Source organism: Azospirillum sp. B21 (genome assembly GCF_008364825.1).
Classification (GTDB): Bacteria; Pseudomonadota; Alphaproteobacteria; order Azospirillales; family Azospirillaceae; genus Azospirillum.
The window spans coordinates 52,863-70,652 of sequence record NZ_VTTO01000010.1; the positions used below are offsets into that span (position 1 = coordinate 52,863).

General features: G+C 66.1%; 12 protein-coding genes. 5 read left to right on the forward strand and 7 right to left on the reverse strand.

The genetic code is table 11. The annotated features are described in order from the left end of the window. The first annotated feature begins 3 nt into the window (after window positions 1-3). On the forward strand, window positions 4-957 hold the full coding sequence (locus FZ983_RS22055) for an agmatinase family protein (protein WP_247883908.1): 954 nt from the start codon (window positions 4-6) through the stop codon (window positions 955-957). A gap of 9 nt (window positions 958-966) precedes the next feature. Here the strand turns inward: FZ983_RS22055 and FZ983_RS22060 are convergent, their stop codons facing one another. Then, window positions 967-1,839, reverse strand: a complete 873-nt coding sequence (locus FZ983_RS22060; RefSeq protein ID WP_149225639.1) for a MurR/RpiR family transcriptional regulator — start codon at window positions 1,837-1,839, stop codon at window positions 967-969. A gap of 383 nt (window positions 1,840-2,222) precedes the next feature. On the opposite strand from FZ983_RS22060, the gene pflB reads away from it, so the two are divergent. Together pflB and pflA are read left to right on the forward strand one after the other, a co-directional pair. Beyond that, window positions 2,223-4,508 carry a formate C-acetyltransferase gene (gene pflB / locus FZ983_RS22065; RefSeq protein ID WP_149225640.1) on the forward strand — a complete coding sequence of 762 codons (2,286 nt, stop codon included), beginning with the start codon at window positions 2,223-2,225 and terminating at the stop codon, window positions 4,506-4,508. A 153-nt stretch (window positions 4,509-4,661) separates the two neighbouring features. Then, window positions 4,662-5,423 (forward strand): pyruvate formate-lyase-activating protein, encoded by a 762-nt coding sequence (pflA, locus tag FZ983_RS22070; RefSeq protein WP_149225641.1) that lies wholly within the window; start codon window positions 4,662-4,664, stop codon window positions 5,421-5,423. A 22-nt stretch (window positions 5,424-5,445) separates the two neighbouring features. On the opposite strand, the gene FZ983_RS22075 is transcribed toward pflA, so the two are convergent. The 5 genes from FZ983_RS22075 to nifJ form a co-directional block, all read right to left on the reverse strand. Then, a complete protein-coding gene (locus FZ983_RS22075; protein ID WP_149225642.1) occupies window positions 5,446-6,969 on the reverse strand; it encodes an FAD-binding oxidoreductase in 1,524 nt (507 codons plus the stop codon). 138 nt (window positions 6,970-7,107) lie between these two features. Further along, complete coding sequence (locus tag FZ983_RS22080; protein WP_149225643.1) at window positions 7,108-8,172, reverse strand: LacI family DNA-binding transcriptional regulator; 1,065 nt, start codon at window positions 8,170-8,172, stop codon at window positions 7,108-7,110. 36 nt (window positions 8,173-8,208) lie between these two features. Further along, the gene (locus FZ983_RS22085; protein WP_149225644.1) at window positions 8,209-8,511 is read right to left on the reverse strand and encodes a hypothetical protein; all 303 of its coding nucleotides are present in this window, start codon (window positions 8,509-8,511) and stop codon (window positions 8,209-8,211) included. 65 nt (window positions 8,512-8,576) lie between these two features. Then, window positions 8,577-10,097, reverse strand: coding sequence for a tagaturonate reductase (locus FZ983_RS22090; RefSeq protein ID WP_149225645.1), 1,521 nt, complete (start codon window positions 10,095-10,097; stop codon window positions 8,577-8,579). A gap of 285 nt (window positions 10,098-10,382) precedes the next feature. Continuing rightward, window positions 10,383-13,916 carry a pyruvate:ferredoxin (flavodoxin) oxidoreductase gene (nifJ, locus tag FZ983_RS22095; protein WP_149225767.1) on the reverse strand — a complete coding sequence of 1,178 codons (3,534 nt, stop codon included), beginning with the start codon at window positions 13,914-13,916 and terminating at the stop codon, window positions 10,383-10,385. Window positions 13,917-14,765: 849 nt separating this feature from the next. Here nifJ and FZ983_RS22105 point away from each other — a divergent pair. Beyond that, entirely contained in the window at window positions 14,766-16,052 is a 1,287-nt protein-coding gene (locus tag FZ983_RS22105; protein ID WP_149225646.1) for an MFS transporter, read from the forward strand. Window positions 16,053-16,352: 300 nt separating this feature from the next. On the opposite strand, the gene FZ983_RS22110 is transcribed toward FZ983_RS22105, so the two are convergent. Continuing rightward, a complete protein-coding gene (locus FZ983_RS22110) occupies window positions 16,353-17,039 on the reverse strand; it encodes an HAD family hydrolase (protein WP_149225647.1) in 687 nt (228 codons plus the stop codon). A 269-nt stretch (window positions 17,040-17,308) separates the two neighbouring features. Between FZ983_RS22110 and FZ983_RS22115 the strand changes: the two genes are divergently transcribed. Then, entirely contained in the window at window positions 17,309-17,788 is a 480-nt protein-coding gene (locus FZ983_RS22115; protein ID WP_149225648.1) for a MarR family transcriptional regulator, read from the forward strand. Window positions 17,789-17,790 lie beyond the last annotated feature (2 nt).

Here is a 17,790-nt window from a genome sequence, read left to right on the forward strand (position 1 = left end):
GGCATGAACACGCGCGTCGTCGAGGATTCCACCGTCCGCTGGATCGGCGGAGCGTGGGAAAATCCGGAAAACAACCTGGATGGCAATCGGCCGGCGGCCGAACCCGGCACCGAACTCCTGTTCCTGGAGATCCCGTTCGACCATGCGGTCAGCCACCGGCCGGGCACGCGGTTCGGCCCGGCCGCGATCCTGCGGGCACTGGACGGCTTCAGCCTCTACTGCACGGACAAGCGGGTCGACCTGGCTCCTTTGCGGCTTCGCCGCTTCGGGGAGGTCGACGTCTCCAACGACATCCACGCGACCTACCGGCACATCACGGATACCGTGGCCGGCCTGCCTTCCGGCGACACCCCGGTCTTCCTGGGCGGCGACCATTCCATCACCGATCCGATCCTGCGTGGCCTGCTGCGACGCCATCCGGATCGCATGCTCGGGCTGATCGTCTTCGACGCCCATTTCGATTCGCGCGTTCCCGTGCCGGGGAAGGAGCATTCCGGACATTGGATGCATACGGTGGCCGAGGTGTTCGACCATCGCCATAGCGTCCAGCTTGGGATCGATGCGCCGATCTACTCCCGCGATTACATGGAGCAGGCGGAGGCGGCCGGGATCATGGTCCGCACCCCCTGGGACATCCGCCGTGCCGGGTTGGCCGGGACCATCGAGGAGGCGATCCGCCATGCGGTGGAACCGACCGGCGCGGTCCATATCTCCATCGACATCGACTGCCTGTCGGCGGGCTTCGCACCGGGAACCAGCGTTCCGAACGCTGCCGGGTTGATGCTGTGGGACGTCACAGATGCGGTGTTCGAGATTGCGCGCAGCGCCGACCATGCCAGCCTGGACATCGTCGAGGTCAGCCCTCCGCTGGACGCCGGGGGGATCACCGCCCAATCCGCGGCCCATCTCGTGATGAATTTCCTGGCCGGAAGGGCGGCCCGCCTGCGGCAAGTCTGATCCGGTCGCCTATCGCTCCGCCGCCTTTTCCGAAACATGGGCGTCGACGGCGCGGTCGTGGCGCTTCAGGCGCTCCTGCAGGGTGTCGCCCATGCGCAGGGCCACGGCGATGGACAGGATGTCGCCCAGCACCAGATGCGCGATGCGGACGGTCATGGGAGAGTGGATGTCGAAATCGTCGGCGATGTCGGCCACGAGACTGACCGTCGCCATCTCCGCCAGCGGCGTGCCGGAGCGGGTCAGGGCGATCACGTCGGCGCCGGCCTTGCGGGCGTTCTGGACGGCGTCCAGGATGTCGCGGGTCCGGCCGGTGCTGGACACAGCCACCACCGCATCGCCCTTCGTCAGCGTGAGGGCGGACGCGAAATAGATGTGGGAATCGGTGTAGGCGACGGTCGGAATGCCCAGCCGGAAGAACTTGCGCTGGATGTCCTCCGCCACCGTGCCCGAATTGCCCGAACCGTAGAACTCGATCCGACGCGAAGCCGCCAGCACGTCGGCGGCACGGTCCACCGCGTCGGCCGGCAGGTTGTTACGCACCTGCATCAGCGTGGCGATGGTTCGGTCGAACAGTTTGCCGGCCAGCACCGCCCCCGGCACTCCGCCATCCGCATTCAGTTCCCCGTCCACCGACAGGTCCTGATGCAGGAAGGGCATGCCGCCGGCGATGTCCTGCGCCAGCTTGATCTTGAACTCGCGGAAGCCGCGGCAACCGAGGGCCGAACAGAAGCGGGCCACCGTCGGCTCGCTCACCCCGACGCGGTCGGCCAATTCGGCCATGGACAGGTTGATGACATCGCCCGGATGGGCCATCGCATAGTCCGCCAGTTTGCGTTCCGAAGGCCGGATCTGGTCGCGGACGGCGGCGATTCTCGCCAGCATGTGGGGGTCGCTCCCTTCTGAATGTGGGTCAGCCTAGCACATGTAGCAAAGCTACATATACAGCGCTGCGAACGACCGATTCCGTCGCGGCGGGGATACGCGCTTTCCACGCGTTTCCAACTTGCTGCGCCTCACCCTGCGACAAAATGTCGAGCCTGTTCGCCTTGTTCGGAAGACCGTCCGGGAGTATGTAGTAAAACTACAGAGCGGGCGCAAACACGGCAATCGCCTAGCCCCGCCCGGTCTGAAAATATGACGTGTATCAACGAATTTGGCGCCGATCGCGCCTATGCTTCCAATCGTCCCGCGCGGTTCGCGGGCACCACGAGACCGCCGACACGGCATTCGACCCGCGCCGACGGCTAAATCTCTGAGGAGTCATCATGGACACCCTGCTGATGGACGGACTTGCCCAGGCCACGGAGCAGCAGTCCGCCGCCGACCCCTGGCGCGGCTTCGCCCCGGGCGTCTGGCGCCGCTCGGTCGACGTCCGCGATTTCATCCAGCGCAACCTGTGCCCCTATGAAGGCGATGCAGGCTTCGTCGCCGGCCCCACCGCCCGCACCACCGCGCTGTTCGCCAAGGTCACCGACCTGTTGAAGCAGGAACGCGCCGCCAAGGGCGGCGTGCTGGATGCCGACACCGAAATCTTCGCCTCCATCACCTCGCACGCCGCCGGCTATATCGACCGCGAACTGGAAGTGATCGTCGGCCTGCAGACCGACAAGCCGCTGAAGCGCGCCATCATGCCGTTCGGCGGCTGGCGCATGGTCAAGACCGGCCTGGAGGCTTACGGCTACACGCCGTCGCCGAAGCTGGAGGAGGTGTTCCCCAGCCTGCGCAAGACGCACAATGACGGCGTGTTCGACGTTTACACGCCCGAGATGCTGCGCTGCCGCAAGTCCGGCGTCATCACCGGCCTGCCTGATGCCTATGGCCGCGGCCGCATCATCGGCGACTATCGCCGGCTGGCGCTGTACGGCGCCGATTTCCTGATCAAGGACAAGAAGGCCCAACTGGCCTCGCTGGAAGTCAGCCGCATCGACGAGGACGTCCTGCGCCTGCGCGAGGAGATCTCCGAGCAGATCCGCGCGCTGAAGGAGCTGGTCCAGATGGCCGCCTCCTACGGCTTCGACGTCAAGCGTCCGGCCGCAACGGCGCGCGAGGCGGTGCAGTGGACCTATCTGGCCTATCTGGCGGCGGTCAAGGAAGCCAACGGCGCGGCCATGTCGCTGGGCCGCGTGTCCAGCTTCCTCGACATCTATATCGACCGCGACCTGCGCGACGGCGTCATCACCGAGGCCGAGGCCCAGGAGATGATCGACCATTTCGTCATGAAGCTGCGTCTGGTCCGCTTCCTGCGCACGCCGGAATACGACCAGCTGTTCTCGGGCGACCCGACCTGGGTCACGGAATGCCTCGGCGGCATGGGGCTGGACGGCCGGACGCTGGTCACCAAGACCAACTTCCGCATGCTGCAGACCCTGCACAACCTGGGCCCGGCGCCGGAACCGAACCTGACGGTTCTGTGGTCGGAGAAGCTGCCGGAAGGCTTCAAGCGCTTCTGCGCCGACACCTCGATCAAGACCTGCTCGGTCCAGTACGAGAACGACGACCTGATGCGCGGCTATTGGGGCGACGACTACGGCATCGCCTGCTGCGTGTCCGCGATGCGCATCGGCAAGCAGATGCAGTTCTTCGGCGCCCGCGCCAACTTGGCCAAGACGCTGATGTACGCCATCAACGGCGGCAAGGACGAGGTTTCGGGCGAGCAGATCGGCCCGGCCTTCGCCCCGATCACCGGCGACGTGCTGGACTATGACGAGGTCATGGCCCGCTTCGAGCCGATGATGGAGTGGCTGGCCAAGGTCTACATGAACGCGCTGAACGCCATCCACTACATGCACGACAAGTACATGTACGAGCGGATGGAGATGGCCCTGCACGACCGCGACATCCTGCGCACGATGGCCTGCGGCATCGCCGGCCTCAGCGTGGTGGCGGACAGCCTGTCGGCGATCAAGCATGCCAAGGTGAAGGTCATCCGCGACGAGAACGGTCTCGCCACCGATTTCGAGATCGAGGGCGACTATCCGGCCTTCGGCAACAATGACGCCCGGGTGGACGACATCGCGGTGTGGGCGGTCGAGCGCTTCATGACGGCCCTGCGCAAGCAGAAGCCCTACCGGAACGCGATGCCGACGCAGTCGGTGCTGACGATCACCTCCAACGTGGTCTACGGCAAGAAGACCGGCAACACGCCGGACGGCCGCAAGGCCGGCCAGCCCTTCGCGCCGGGTGCCAACCCGATGCACGGGCGGGACAAGAAGGGTGCCGTCGCGTCGATGGCCAGTGTCGCCAAGCTGCCCTACGCCCATGCGCAGGACGGCATCAGCTACACCTTCACCATCGTCCCCGGCGCTCTCGGCCGGACGGAAGACGAGCGCGTGGACAATCTGGTCGGCATGCTGGACGGCTATGCCGCCCAGGGCGGCCATCACATCAACGTCAACGTCTTCGACCGCGAGACGCTGCTGCACGCCATGGACCATCCGGAGCTGTATCCGCAGCTGACCATTCGGGTGTCCGGCTATGCGGTGAACTTCATCAAGCTGACGCGAGAGCAGCAGCTCGACGTCATCAGCCGCACGTTCCACGACAAGCACTGAGGGGCGTGAACGGCTTCCCTTCACTCCAAAATACAAGCCCCTCTCCCATCGAGGGAGAGGGGCTTTATTCGCATGTCCCGCGACTTACATGCCTGCAAACGCCCCGATGCACCTCCGAAGGGCGCAGAGTTTTCAAATTGGATCCCTGAAGCAATGACATCCCCCCTCACCCAAGCCCGCCCCGGCTCCGTCTCCGGATGGATCCATTCGGTCGAAACCGGCGGCACGGTGGACGGGCCGGGAATCCGCTATGTCCTGTTCATGTCGGGCTGCCCGCTGCGCTGCCTCTACTGCCACAATCCCGACACCCAGCACATGCATGACGGGACGCGGACCACATCCGCGGAAGTGCTGGACGACATCAAGCTCTATGCCGAATTCCTGAAGCGGGCCCATGGCGGGCTGACCTTGAGCGGCGGCGAGCCGCTGGTCCAGCCGGAATTCACCGCCGCCATCCTGCGCGGGGCGAAGGCGTTGGGCATGCACACCGCGCTCGACACCTCCGGCTTCCTCGGCAACCATGCCGACGACCATCTGCTGGAGGACGTCGACCTCGTCCTTCTCGACATCAAGGCCTTTTCGGAAAAGACCTACCGCCATCTGACCGGCGTTCCGCTGCGCCCGACGCTGGAATTCGCCGAACGGCTCGCCGGGCTGAACAAGCGCATCTGGCTGCGCTATGTGCTGGTCCCGAACCTGACCGACGACGCGACCGAGATCGACGGTCTGGCCGATTTCGTGGCCGGGCTCGGTGTCGTCGACCGGGTCGACGTTCTGCCCTTCCATAAGATGGGCGAGCACAAATGGAAAGCGCTGGGCCGCAAATACATGCTGGGCGATACCGAGCCGCCCTCGCGCGAACTGGTGGAGCGGGTGCGCGGGCAGTTCCAGGCGCGGGGGCTGCGGGCGGACTGACCTCCCGCAGCCCAGCCCGACATCACGCCGGGCGGATCGCCTGCGCGAAGGTGAAGAGCATGGTCGGATCGACCGCCTTCTTCACCTCGGCCAGCTTGGCAAGATTCTCGCCGTAATAGGCCCGCTGCCAATCGGCTAGCGACGGGTCGGGGAAGTTCTGGAAAGCCCCCTGCGCCCTGGTCCGGCGGTTCACATCGTCGTAGAAGCGCTGCTGCCACTCCAGCGCCTGTTCGATCAGCAGGGCGGAATCCGTCGGCCGCCACCAGTTGGCCTCGATCGAGAACAGCCAATCATAGCCGCGGTGGACATAGGCGGTCTCGGTCGGACCGACCCGGTTGATGGCGCCGCCGACCTGGAAGAACTTGAAGACCACCGGCATCGAGGTGGCGGGCATCTTCGCCGCCCAGTCGAACATCGCGGCGATGGCCTCGTCGCCGATGTCCGCCGCCTTCATGTAGCTGGACTTTTCCTGATAATAATAGGGGAATGTCGTCTCGACCAGAAAGTCCTGCGCCGCCCAATAGGGCACATCCTCCATCACCGTCGACTTGGACCAGTCGATCCACTCCCAGGTGGATTTGAAAATTTCCTTCAGCGTCATCTTCGACTTGTGAAGCTGGCCGAGGATGGAGACGCTGACCGGCACCTTGTCGCACTGTTCCTGCCGGCTGGGGATGGTGACGTTGATCTTGCTGCCGAAATCGTCGGGCGCGGTCGCCAGTTCGGTCAGCAGAAGCTTCAGCACCTTCGGCAGTTTGTCGGTCCAGGTCAGATTGAAGACCGTCACCGCCTCCGCCGGGCGGGTTTCCAGGGTGAAGGAGGTGTTGATGCCGAAATTGCCGCCGCCGCCGCCTCGGCAGGCCCAATAAATGGCAGAGTCGGTGTTTGCATCGGCCTTGACGTGGCTGCCGTCGGCGGTCACCAGTTCGGTCGCGCGCAGCAGGTCGGAGGCCATGCCGTACTTGCGCATGTTGAAGCCGATGCCGCCACCCAGCAGGAAGCCGGCGGCGCCGACGGAATCGCAGCGCCCATGGGTGATGGTGCGGCCCAGCCGTTCCATCTGCTTGTAGACGGCGGAGTTGAGCGTGCCGCCCAGGACCTTGACCAGCCCGTCCTTGCCCGGCAGCAGTTCCGCTCCCGCCATCTTGGTCATGTCGATCAGCAGGCCGGGCGTGGTGGAGAAGCCGGCGTAGCTGTGGCCGCCGGAGCGAACGGCGAAGGGCATGGCCTGCTGCTTCACCCACTGGATGCAGGCCTGGACATCCGCGGCGCTTGCGCAGCGGGCGATGCCTGCCGGCAGGGTGGCGCCATAGCGCAGGTTGTTGGGGCGGCAGACATCGGCGAAGAACGGATCCTCCGGCCGCAGCACCCCGCCCTTCATCGCCTTCGCCAGATCGGACCAGGCCGAGGGCGGCGGGCAGTACGCCCCACCCGCCTCCGCCGCAAAGGCGGATCCCGGCATCAGTTGCACCGCGGCCGCCGCCCCGGCAAACCGGCCGGCGCCGACAAGGAAATTACGGCGGGATGAGTGCAGTCCGAGCGCCATGAGCCTATCCACCCTGCGTTATGGGTTGTGCTTAATGTTGCTTATTATCCTAACGATAATAAACATCGTCAACCACACGCGTATAAAGGTATGGAAACGGCGCCTTAGTTCCTTAAAGGAGGGGGTGCCTCCAGCCTCCTAACCCCTCCCCACCGGCCGTGTGCTGCCGCGGATCACCAGCTCGCACTCCAAGTTGTGGTGCTGCGGCGTGGTACGGCCTCCATCCAGTGCCGCGAGAATCTGCGTCGCGCTGAGGCGGCCGATCTCGCGTTGGGGCGGGCGGACGGTCGTCAGCGGCGGCGGGCAGGAGTTGCTGAAGGGCAGATCGCCGAAGCCGACCACCGCCAGATCGTCCGGCACCCGCAGGTCGCGGCGGGTCACTTCGAACAGGACGCCCAGCGCCAGCGCGTCGTTGGAGCAGACCACGCCGTCGATGTCGGGGTGTCGCGTCAGGATCTCGTCGATCAGCCAGCGGCCGACCTCCGTCGTGGCGGCGTCGGGCACGGTGAAGTCGATGGGCTCGTGCAGGCCCCGCCGCAGAACCTCCGCCTCATAGCCGTCGGTGCGGCTGCGCACACGCAGGTCCTGATGGGCGGCGGCGCCGATATAGGCGACCTTGCGGCTGCCCTGGTCGTAGAGGTGGCTGGTCTGCATGCGGCCGACCTCGAAATGCGAGAAGCCGACGCTGATGCCGATGGCCTCGCCGGGATGGCTCGGCATGTCCCACATCTCCACCACCGGCACCCCGCAGGACGCCAGCATGGCGCGGGTCCGCTCGGTGTGGTGGAAGCCGGTCACAACCATCGCCGCCGGCGACCAGGCGAGAAAGGCGCGAATCAGGCTTTCCTCTTCCTCCGGGCTGAATTCGCTGACGCCCAGCAGGGTCTGGTAATGCGCCGCCTGGAACATCCCTTGCAGCGTGTTGTAGGTCTCGGCGAAGAAGGAGTTCAGGATGGAGGGCAGGATGACGCCGACGGTGCGGCTGCGCGCCGCGGCGAGGCTGCCGGCCACCAGATTGGGCACATAGCCCATCTCGTCGATGACGCGGGCGATCCGCTCGGCGAGATGGCGGGACACCGCCCCCGGACGACGGAGATAGAGCGACACGGTGCTGGGCGACACGTCGGCGGCGTTCGCCACGTCGGTCATGGTCACCCGTTGGGTGCCGCGGCGTGTCCGCTTCCTCGATTCGGTCGTCTGCATCGTCGGTCTTCCTCACGCATCGTAAATCGCCGCCCGTCAGTGGCGGGTCGGCAGGTCTGCGAGAGCCAGCACGGACAGGGATTGGATCGCGTCATGGACGAGCTGATAGGCCGCTTCGATCCGGCTGAGCGCCTGATCGCATTCGTCCTCGTCGCCGCTGTCGCGGGTTTCCTGCCGGACGGCACGGAACAGGGTCATCGCCTGCCGCCCGATCGTCCTGTGGCTCGCCCACAGGCCGCAATCTTCCTGCAGAGCCAGGGGGATATGCAACAGGCGATGGCGAAGCACCGCCGCGTCGAGTTCCAACTCGGCAATGCGAAGGGTCAGTGTCGGTGTCATCGAAGCCGTGCCTTGCGGGACGCGCCCATACGGACACGCCCCGCTCTGCGATCACGCGAGCCGGATCAGCCGGCAACCAGTTCCGCGCCAACCAGATCGGCCATGGCGGCCTTCATGCCCTTCGCCTCGATGGCGGCAAGGCTGTCGGCGACGCGGGCGGCCAGGCCGGGGATGGCGGTCAGGTCTTCCTTCCACAGCCGGACGTCCGACAGGATCGCGACCGCCAGCGCCCGCAGATCGCCGGCATTGGCGGCCCAGGCGGCGCCCATGGCGGCGATCACCTCGGCATTGTCGCTGATCGGGTAGGATCCCGCCTCTCGCTCGCCGGTGTAGGCGCCGTTGATGACGAAGCCGCGGTAGAAGCGCAGCAGCGCCGCAAGCGAGAAGGACAGGCCGGCCGGAGCCTGCCCGTTGCGGGCCACGGCGTCCTTAAGGCTGGGCAGCACGCGCACCTGCCATTTCGACACCGAGTTGAGCGTGATGGAGATCAACTCGTGCCGGATATAGGGGTTGCCGAAGCGCTCCATGATGGTGCGGGCATAGTCCTGCCGCTCCGCCTCGGGCAGCGGCACGTAGGGGACGATTTCCTCGAACATCACCGTGTTCAGATAGGCCGACACGGTCGGGTCGTCCATCATCGATTTGACAGTGTCGAGGCCGGCGCAGTAGGCGGCCAGCGCGCTGGCGGTGTGGGCGCCGTTGAGGATGCGGACCTTGCGGGTGCGGTAGGGCTGCAAATCGTCGGTCCAGACCACGTTCAGCCCGGCCTTGTGCAGCGGCAGTTCCTCGGCCAGATGGGCCGGCCCCTCGATCACCCAGACATGGAAGGGCTCGGCGGCGACGGCCAGCCGGTCCTCATAGCCCCACTTGGCGCTGAGCGCGGCGGCCTCGTCCTTCGGATAGCCGGGGACGATGCGGTCGACCAGCGTGTTCAGGAAATGGTTGTGCGTCTCCACCCAGTCGGCGAAGCCGGCCTCCAGGCCCCAGCGCTTGGCATGGGCCAGCACGATGCGCTTCAGGTTGGCACCGTTGGCCTCGATCAGCTCGCAGGGCAGGAAGACGAGGCCGCTGTCGGCGCTGCCGCCCAGCGCGGTGTAGCGGGCATGCAGCAGGGCCGCGACCTTCGCCGGGAAGCTGTCCTGGCAGGTGCCGGGGGTGTAGGGCTCCTCGCGGTCGGCGATGCCGGCCTCGGTCGTGTTGGAAACGAAGAAGCGCAGGGCCGGCGAGGAGGCCAGTTCCACCATCCGCGCCCAGTCGGCATAGGGGTTCAGCGCTTCCGACACGCAGGAGACGACGCGGCGGGATTCGACCTCGCGCCCGCCTTCGATGCCGCGCAGCAGCACCGTGTAGAGGTTGTCCTGCGCCTTCAGCAGGTTGGCGATGCCCTGGTCCAGCGGCTGGGCAATGGCGACACCGGCTTTGGTCAGCCCCTGGCCGTTGGCGACATCGACCATCCAATCGACGAAACCGCGCAGGAAATTGCCGTCGCCCACCTGAAGAATGGTCACGGGCAGGGTCGGCGCACCGCCGGTATGGGCGACGTCGAACGCGCCACCGGCAAGCTGGTCACGGGTCAGGGAACGCATGACAGGGCATCCTTACAGGAGCAAAAAGGCTGGGCCGGCGCCATCGGAACAGGCATGGGCGACAGGTTCAATATACTAATATATTAATCTTCGGCGCAAGGGAAAAGGGTGCGGCAATTGTGGTTCGGGGAGGGTTTATTACGGCGGATGCCCCCTCCCCATCCCTCCCCCTCTTCGCGGGAGAGGGGACAGGACATTTGTCGGCGTGACCTAAGTGCCAAAGCGATGGCAGTCCCCTCTCCCACCGTAGGTGGGGGAGGGTTAGGGAGGGGGCATCCGCCGCAACTACTCCTTGAACCCCGCCATATGCTCGAACAGGTGGCGCTTACGGCGGATTTCCGCCTCGGCCTCGTCCAGCAGGGCGTGGTAGCGCTCGGGGTTGCTGCGCTCCACCGCGCTGAAGCGCGACTCGCCGGCCATGAATGCCGCAAGACCGGCGGAGGGGGCGCCGCTGTCCAACTGCAGGGCGGTCTTGCCGTCAGCGAGCCGGCGCGGGTCGCGGCGGTAGAGCGACCAGTGGCCGCTGTCCACCGCCAGCTTCTGATGCTCCAGCCCGTGCGACAGTTCGAAGCCATGGGCGACGCAATGGCTGTAGGCCAGCACCAGCGATGGACCGCGATAGGCCTCCGCCTCCATCAGGGCGTTCAACGTGTGGCTGTCGCGGGCTCCGAAGGCGGTGCGGGCGACATAGACATGGTCGTAGGCCATCGCCATCAGTCCCAGATCCTTCTTGGCGGCCGACCGTCCGGCGGTCGCGAACTTGGCGGAGGCGCCGATCGGAGTCGCCTTGGACTGCTGGCCGCCGGTGTTGGAATAGACCTCCGTGTCCATCACCAGGATGTTGACGTCGCGCCCGGATGCCAGCGCATGGTCGAGCCCGCCATAGCCGATGTCGTAGGCCCAGCCGTCGCCACCGACGATCCACACGCATTTGCGGACCAGATAGTCCGCCAACTGCTCCAGCCGGCGGGCCAGCGGGTCCTTCACCGCGGCGAGCTGCCCCATCAGGGCGGCGACGCGGACGCGCTGGGCGGCGATGCCGGCCGAATCGGACTGGTCGGCCTGCAGCAGCTCCGTCACCAGACCGGGTTCCAGTCGGGCGGACAGAAACACCAGCGTGTCGCGCGCCTGTTCGGCCATCTGGTCGATGGCGACGCGCATGCCGAGCCCGAACTCCGCATTGTCCTCGAACAGCGAGTTGGCCCAGGCCGGGCCATGGCCGCTGGCGTCGGTGGTGTAGGGGGTGGTCGGCAGGTTGCCGCCATAGATCGACGAGCAGCCGGTGGCGTTCGCCATCACCATGCGGTCGCCGAACAGCTGGGTCAGCATCTTGATGTAGGGCGTCTCGCCGCAGCCGGCGCAGGCGCCGGAGAACTCGAACAGCGGTTCCAGCAGTTGGGAGTGCTTGACGGTCGCCGGGACCGACTCGCGCGGGATGGCCGGCAGGCTGCGGAAGAAATCGAAGGCCTCCTGTTCGCCGGCCAGTTCCCGGACCGGCCGCATCTCCAGCGCCTTGCGGCCGGAACCTCCCTTGTCCTGTGCGGGACAGGCGGCGACGCAGAGCGTGCAGCCGGTACAATCGGCCGGCGAGGCCTGCAGGCGATAGCGCCCACCGGGGAACTCGCGGCCCTTGTAGGGGATGGTCTCGAAGCCGGCCGGCGCATCCGCCAGCGCCGACTCAGGCACCACCGTGGCGCGGATCGCCGCGTGCGGGCAGACCAGCACGCATTTGTTGCACTCGATGCAGAGGTCGGCGTTCCAGCTGGGCGCCTCCGCCGCGATGCTGCGGCGTTCATATTTGGAGGTGCCGGTCGGCCAGGTGCCGTCCACCGGGAAGGCGGACACCGGCAGCCGGTCGCCATGGCCGGCGATCATCATGGCGGTGACGCGCTTCACGAAATCGGGCGCCGTCTCCGGCACCGGGGCCGGCCGCCAATGGTCGGCGGTGACGTGTTCCGGCACCGGCACGGCACGGAGATGGGCGAGCGCCTGATCGACGGCGGCGATGTTGCGCTTCACCACCTCCTCGCCGCGGCGGGAGTAGGTTTTGACGATGGCGGCCTTGATGTCGGCGATGGCATCCTCGACCGGCATCACGCCCGACAGGGCGAAGAAACAGGTTTGCATGATGGTGTTGACGCGGCGGCCGAGCCCGACCTCGCGCGCGACCGCGCCGGCATCGATGGCATGGAGCGACAGCTTGCGCTCGATGCAGATGTGCTGCACTTCCGCCGGCAGGGCGTCCCACACCTGTTGCGGCGTTCCGGGGGCGTTCAGCAGAACGGTGGCGCCAGGGGCGGCCATCTCCACCACCTCCACCCGCTCCATCAGCGGCAGATGATGACAGGCGACGAACTCGGCCTGACCGATCAGGTATGGCGCATGGATCGGCTCCCTCGCGAATCGCAGGTGCGACACGGTGGTGGAGCCGGACTTGCGGCTGTCATAGACGAAATAGGCCTGGGCATGGCCGCCGGTTTGCGATTTGGCGGTGCGCGCCTGGATGATCTTGATCGAATTCTTGTTGGCGCCCACCGTGCCGTCGGCACCGAGCCCGAAGAAGACCGCGCGGGAAACGCCCGGCTCTTCCATACCCCAGGCCGGATCCCAGGGAATCGACTGGTGGGTGACGTCGTCGGTGATGCCGACGGTGAAGCGGCGCTTCGGACGCTCCCGCTTCAACTCGTCGAACACGGCCTTCGCCATCGCCGGGGTGAATTCCTTGGACGACAGGCCATAGCGGCCGGCGATCACCATCGGCTCGGCAAGCGTCGGATCAGCGGCACGGGCTTCCGCCAGGGCCGCGACCACGTCGAGATAGAGCGGATCGGCAACGGCACCCGGCTCCTTGGTGCGGTCGAGCACGGCTATGCGCCGGACGGTGGGCGGCAGTGCCGAGATGAAATCAGCGATGGCGAAGGGGCGGAACAGGCGGACGGTCAGGCAGCCCACCCGCTCTCCCTCCTTCACCAGTCGCCGGACCGCCCCGGCGCAGGTCTCCGCACCGGAGCCCATGACGACGACCACCCGCTCCGCCTGCGGATGGCCGGCATAGTCGAACAGGCGATAGGCGCGGCCGGTGCGCACGGCCAGTTGGTCCATCATCTCCTGCACGATGGCCGGGCAGGCGTCATAATAGGGGTTGGCGGCCTCGCGGGCCTGGAAGAAGACGTCCGGATTCTGCGCGGTGCCGCGGACGACGGGATGGTCCGGCGTCAGGCCGCGGCGGCGGTGGGCGTCGACGCAGGCGTCGTCGATCAGCGCGCGGAGGTCATCGTCCGACAGGGTTTCGACGCAATTGAATTCGTGCGAGGTGCGGAACCCGTCGAAGAAATGCAGAAACGGCACCCGCGCCCGCAGGGTAGCGGCATGGGCGACAAGCGCCATGTCATGCGCTTCCTGCACATTGGCCGAGGCAAGCATGGCGAAGCCGGTCTGGCGGCAGGCCATCACGTCGGAATGGTCGCCGAAGATCGACAGCGCATGCGTCGCCAGCGTGCGGGCCGCCACATGCATACAGAAGGGCGTCAGTTCCCCGGCGATCTTGTACATATTGGGGATCATCAGCAGCAGGCCCTGCGACGCCGTGAAGGTCGTCGCCAGCGCGCCGGCCTGCAGAGCGCCATGGACGGCACCGGCCGCACCACCCTCCGACTGCATCTCCACCACGTCGGGGACGCTTCCCCACAGGTTGGGACGGCGCGCCGCCGACCATTCGTCGGCGAACTCCCCCATCGGCGAGGACGGCGTGATGGGATAGATCGCGATCACGTCGCTGGCACGGTAGGCTACCGAAGCCGCCGCCTCGTTGCCGTCCATGATGCGGGCGGAAGACGGGGCGGAGCGCGATGCGGCCTCTGTGGATGCTGTGGGCGTCGGGGTATTGGTCATGCGGGAAAAGTCCTCTTGCTTGGCGACGGTCGTCTCCGTGGGGCGTCTCTGACGGGCAGGGCCGGTAGCGATGGAAGCCGGCGGAAAACGCGGCAGGAAACGGCGGTCGACCAGGGAAAAGGGTCTGCTTCCCGATGGATCGACGCAATGACGCGTGTCAGTCCATCGCGGATTTTCCGCCCGCCGCCGCTCTGCGCTGCACAACGGTCTGATATATTACTTTTGCAAGGAAGGTTTCAATTTGTCGCACCGCAACATGCACCGTCGTCCAGGCGTGCCATGGGAAATCTCCGGTGCGGTCACGCAAGGCGGGCGGACCGCGCGGGCACCAAGCGCGCACAGCCCATTGATCCAGATCATTTATCGACGCTGGCTGCCATGGCCTCCTACATGCAGATGCGGAAGGTCGCCCGTTCTTTCGCAGAAATCCGAACTGAATGACCAGCCTTTCGCCTCCTGACAAAGTTGCATTGCAGCAAAGAAAGGGCTTCCGGCAACGGCCCTGAACATGCTGCGCCTGCGAAGACATCAGCGCACCGCAACATCGGACTGCGACATTTTCGCTGAAGCCGAAGGCGGTCACGAAAATCACTTGATGCCTTCACTGATATATTAATATAACGCCTTCAACGCTGCTCCCGCCCTCTCGAAATCAAGCGGAAGCGTACCCGTCGCCCGGCACCGAATACCCGCTGGCAAGGCGTCCCGGCCAAGGAAAGCCGCCCAGGGCCTGTACGTGCGCACCGGCGCCTGCCGAAGCAGGCTTGTGAGGAAAAAATGAAGAAGATCCGTGGTTTGCGGTGGCAAATCCTTGCCCTGATGATGCTCGGCACCGTGGTCAACTACATCGACCGCAACACGCTGGGCATCCTGGCGCCGACGCTCAAGGAACAGCTCCACTTCACGACCGAGCAGTATTCCTTCATCGTCAGCGCCTTTCAGCTCTGCTACAGCCTGATGCAGCCGATCGCCGGTTACATCACCGATCTGATCGGCCTGAAGCTCGGCTACGCCATGTTCGCCTTCGTCTGGGGCACCGCGGCCGCCATGCATGCGCTGGCCGGCGGCTGGCAGTCGATGGCCTTCTTCCGCGGCCTGCTGGGCATCAGCGAGGCGGCCGCCATGCCCTCGGGCGTGAAGACCTCCACCCTGTGGTTCCCGGCCAAGGAACGTTCGATCGCCACCGGCTGGTTCAACACCGGCAGCTCGATCGGCGCGATGGTCGCCCCGCCCTTCGTCATCTGGCTGTCGCTGACCTATGGCTGGCAGGAGGCCTTCCTCGTCACCGGTCTGCTGGGCATCGGCATGTCGGTCCTGTGGTACATGCTGTACCGCAACCCCGAGAATCATCCGCGCCTGACGAAGGAAGAGCACGCCTACATCCTGGAAGGCCAGGAGCATGTCGAGCTGCCGAAGCCGTCGGTAAAGCGCGTGCTGAGCAAGGGCAAGTTCTGGAGCATCGCCGCCGCCCGCTTCCTGACCGAGCCGGCGTGGCAGACCTTCAGCTTCTGGATCCCACTGTACATGGTCACCACGCGTGGCATGGACATCAAGCAGTTCGCCCTGTTCGCCTGGCTGCCCTTCCTGTTCGGTGACCTCGGCTGCATCCTCAGCGGCTACCTGTCGCCCTTCTTCGTGAAGCGCTTCAGGATGTCGCTGGTCAACTCCCGCATCGCCGGCGTCGGCATCGGTGCGGTGTGCATGGTCGGCCCGGCCCTGATCAGCTTCTCCGCCAGCCCGATCACCGCCATCTTCCTGTTCTCGCTGGGTGCCTTCGCCCACCAGATGCTGTCGAGCCTGCTCTACGCCCTGGTCACGGACACCTTCGAAAAGCAGGACGTCGCGACGGCGACCGGCTTCGGCGGCATGGCCGGCTACATGGGCGGCATGATCTTCTCGCTGATCATCGGCCAGCTCGCCACAACGATCGGCTACGAGCCGCTGTTCGCCTGCCTGACCGTGTTCGACCTGACCGCCTTCGTGATCATCGCCCTGGTCCTGGGCGAGCGCGGCAAGAAGGGCGCCCCGTCGGTCCCGAACGCCGTCACCGGCACCGCGGACTGAGCATCCGTCAGTCCCGCGATCCCGAACGCCCCCCGGCCTTTCCGCCGGGGGGCTTTTTTTCGCCTCGGTCGAGCGGCAGCTGGACAAAAAAGCTCACGGGCGGCCGAACATGCTTGCCAAGGGAATAGGATATTAGTATATTAGTCCTCGTACCGCTGGATGCGCCGTGGTCTGATCGCGGCACAACTTGTTGGACGTTCCTCTCGGACTTCAGAGCCGCCGGTTTTCCGACGGCTCTTTTTTTGTGCCTGCCCCGGGCAAGAGGACGGGCGGAAGGATCGGCCTTCGGACGGCGTCCGGTCAGCGGCGCCCGCCGACCTCGTCCAGATGCTTCAGCATGTCGGCGGGATCCTCGTAGACGCGCAGGGCACCGGAGCGCTCCAATTCCTCCCGACCATAGCCGCCGGACAGCAGGCCGATACCGAGTGCCCGCGCCCGCTGGGCCGCGATCATGTCCCAGATGCTGTCCCCGACCACGAAGGCGCTCGCGATGTCCACGCCGATGCGGGCGGCCGCGGCCAGGAACAGGTCGGGGTCCGGCTTGGCATATTGCACCTCGTCACGGGTCACCACCGCCGCCCGGCCGGGATCGACACCCAGCTTTTCCAGCGCGGGCCTCGCGGTTTCCATCCGTCCGCTGGTGGCGATCGCCCAAGGGATGCCCATCCCGGTCAGCGCCTCCAGCAGATCGCGCGCGCCGGGCAGCGGCACGACTCCGGCGGCCAGCCGCTTGTAAGCCTCCGCATGGCGGCGCCGCAGCCGGTCGAGAAGGTCCTGGTCGATGGCAAGCCCGGTTTCGCGCAGCAGCATGTTGGTGAACAGCCCGCCGCTCATGCCGATCTTGCGATGGATGCGCCACACCGACAGCGCGATCCCCTCCTCGTCGAGCGCCTCCTTCCAGGCCAGCACATGCTGATACACGGTGTCGGTCAGCGTCCCGTCCAGGTCGAACAGGAAGGCGTTGGTCGTGTGGGGAAAGCTGGTCATGTCCCTCTGGTCCATCGGTTGACGGGGCAAGATCGCCGATGCCGGCATGCCGGACAGGAACAGACGTGGGGGCGGCGGCCACGCTTCGCCAAACATTTGCAGAGGACCGCAATGGATTTTCTTCACCGATAATCCGCGCGAACTTCACCACCCCTTTCACCACGCTTGCGAGAACACCACCGCTTCCGCTGGCGTATTGACTCCGATACAGTCCCCGACAAAGCTTGCGGCCGGTCGGTTGGGTGTGGTGTCGGGAGTGGGAGACGCGCGTGTTGGAAACGCCGCAGGGCGACGGTTGGACTGCCGATGATGATCTGGTCACCCTGCTGGATCATGTCAGCAGGCTTGTCTATGGCATCGGCTTCGCCGACGGGCTTTTCCCGGCGCAGTGGGTGGCGCTGCGCTATTTCCACGACTCGCCGGAGCCGGCACGCACGCTGACGGCGCTGGCCCGGTTCCAGCGGATCCACCTCGCCCCGGTTTCGCGCACCGTTTCCACCCTGGTGGACAAGGGACTGCTTGTCCGCCGGCCGCATCCGGGATTCAAGCGAGGCTGGCTGTTCGACCTGACCGACGAAGGTCGGGCACTGCTCGATCGCGACCCCTTGCGCCAGTCGCTGGGTCCGCCCGTCGCCGGGCTGGCGGAGGACGAGCGGGCAATGCTGGGCCGCCTGATGAAGCGGATCATCGCCCACATGCAGGCCGGCCCTGTGACGGAGGATAAGGCGGAAGACCCGCCGGTCGCCTGAAT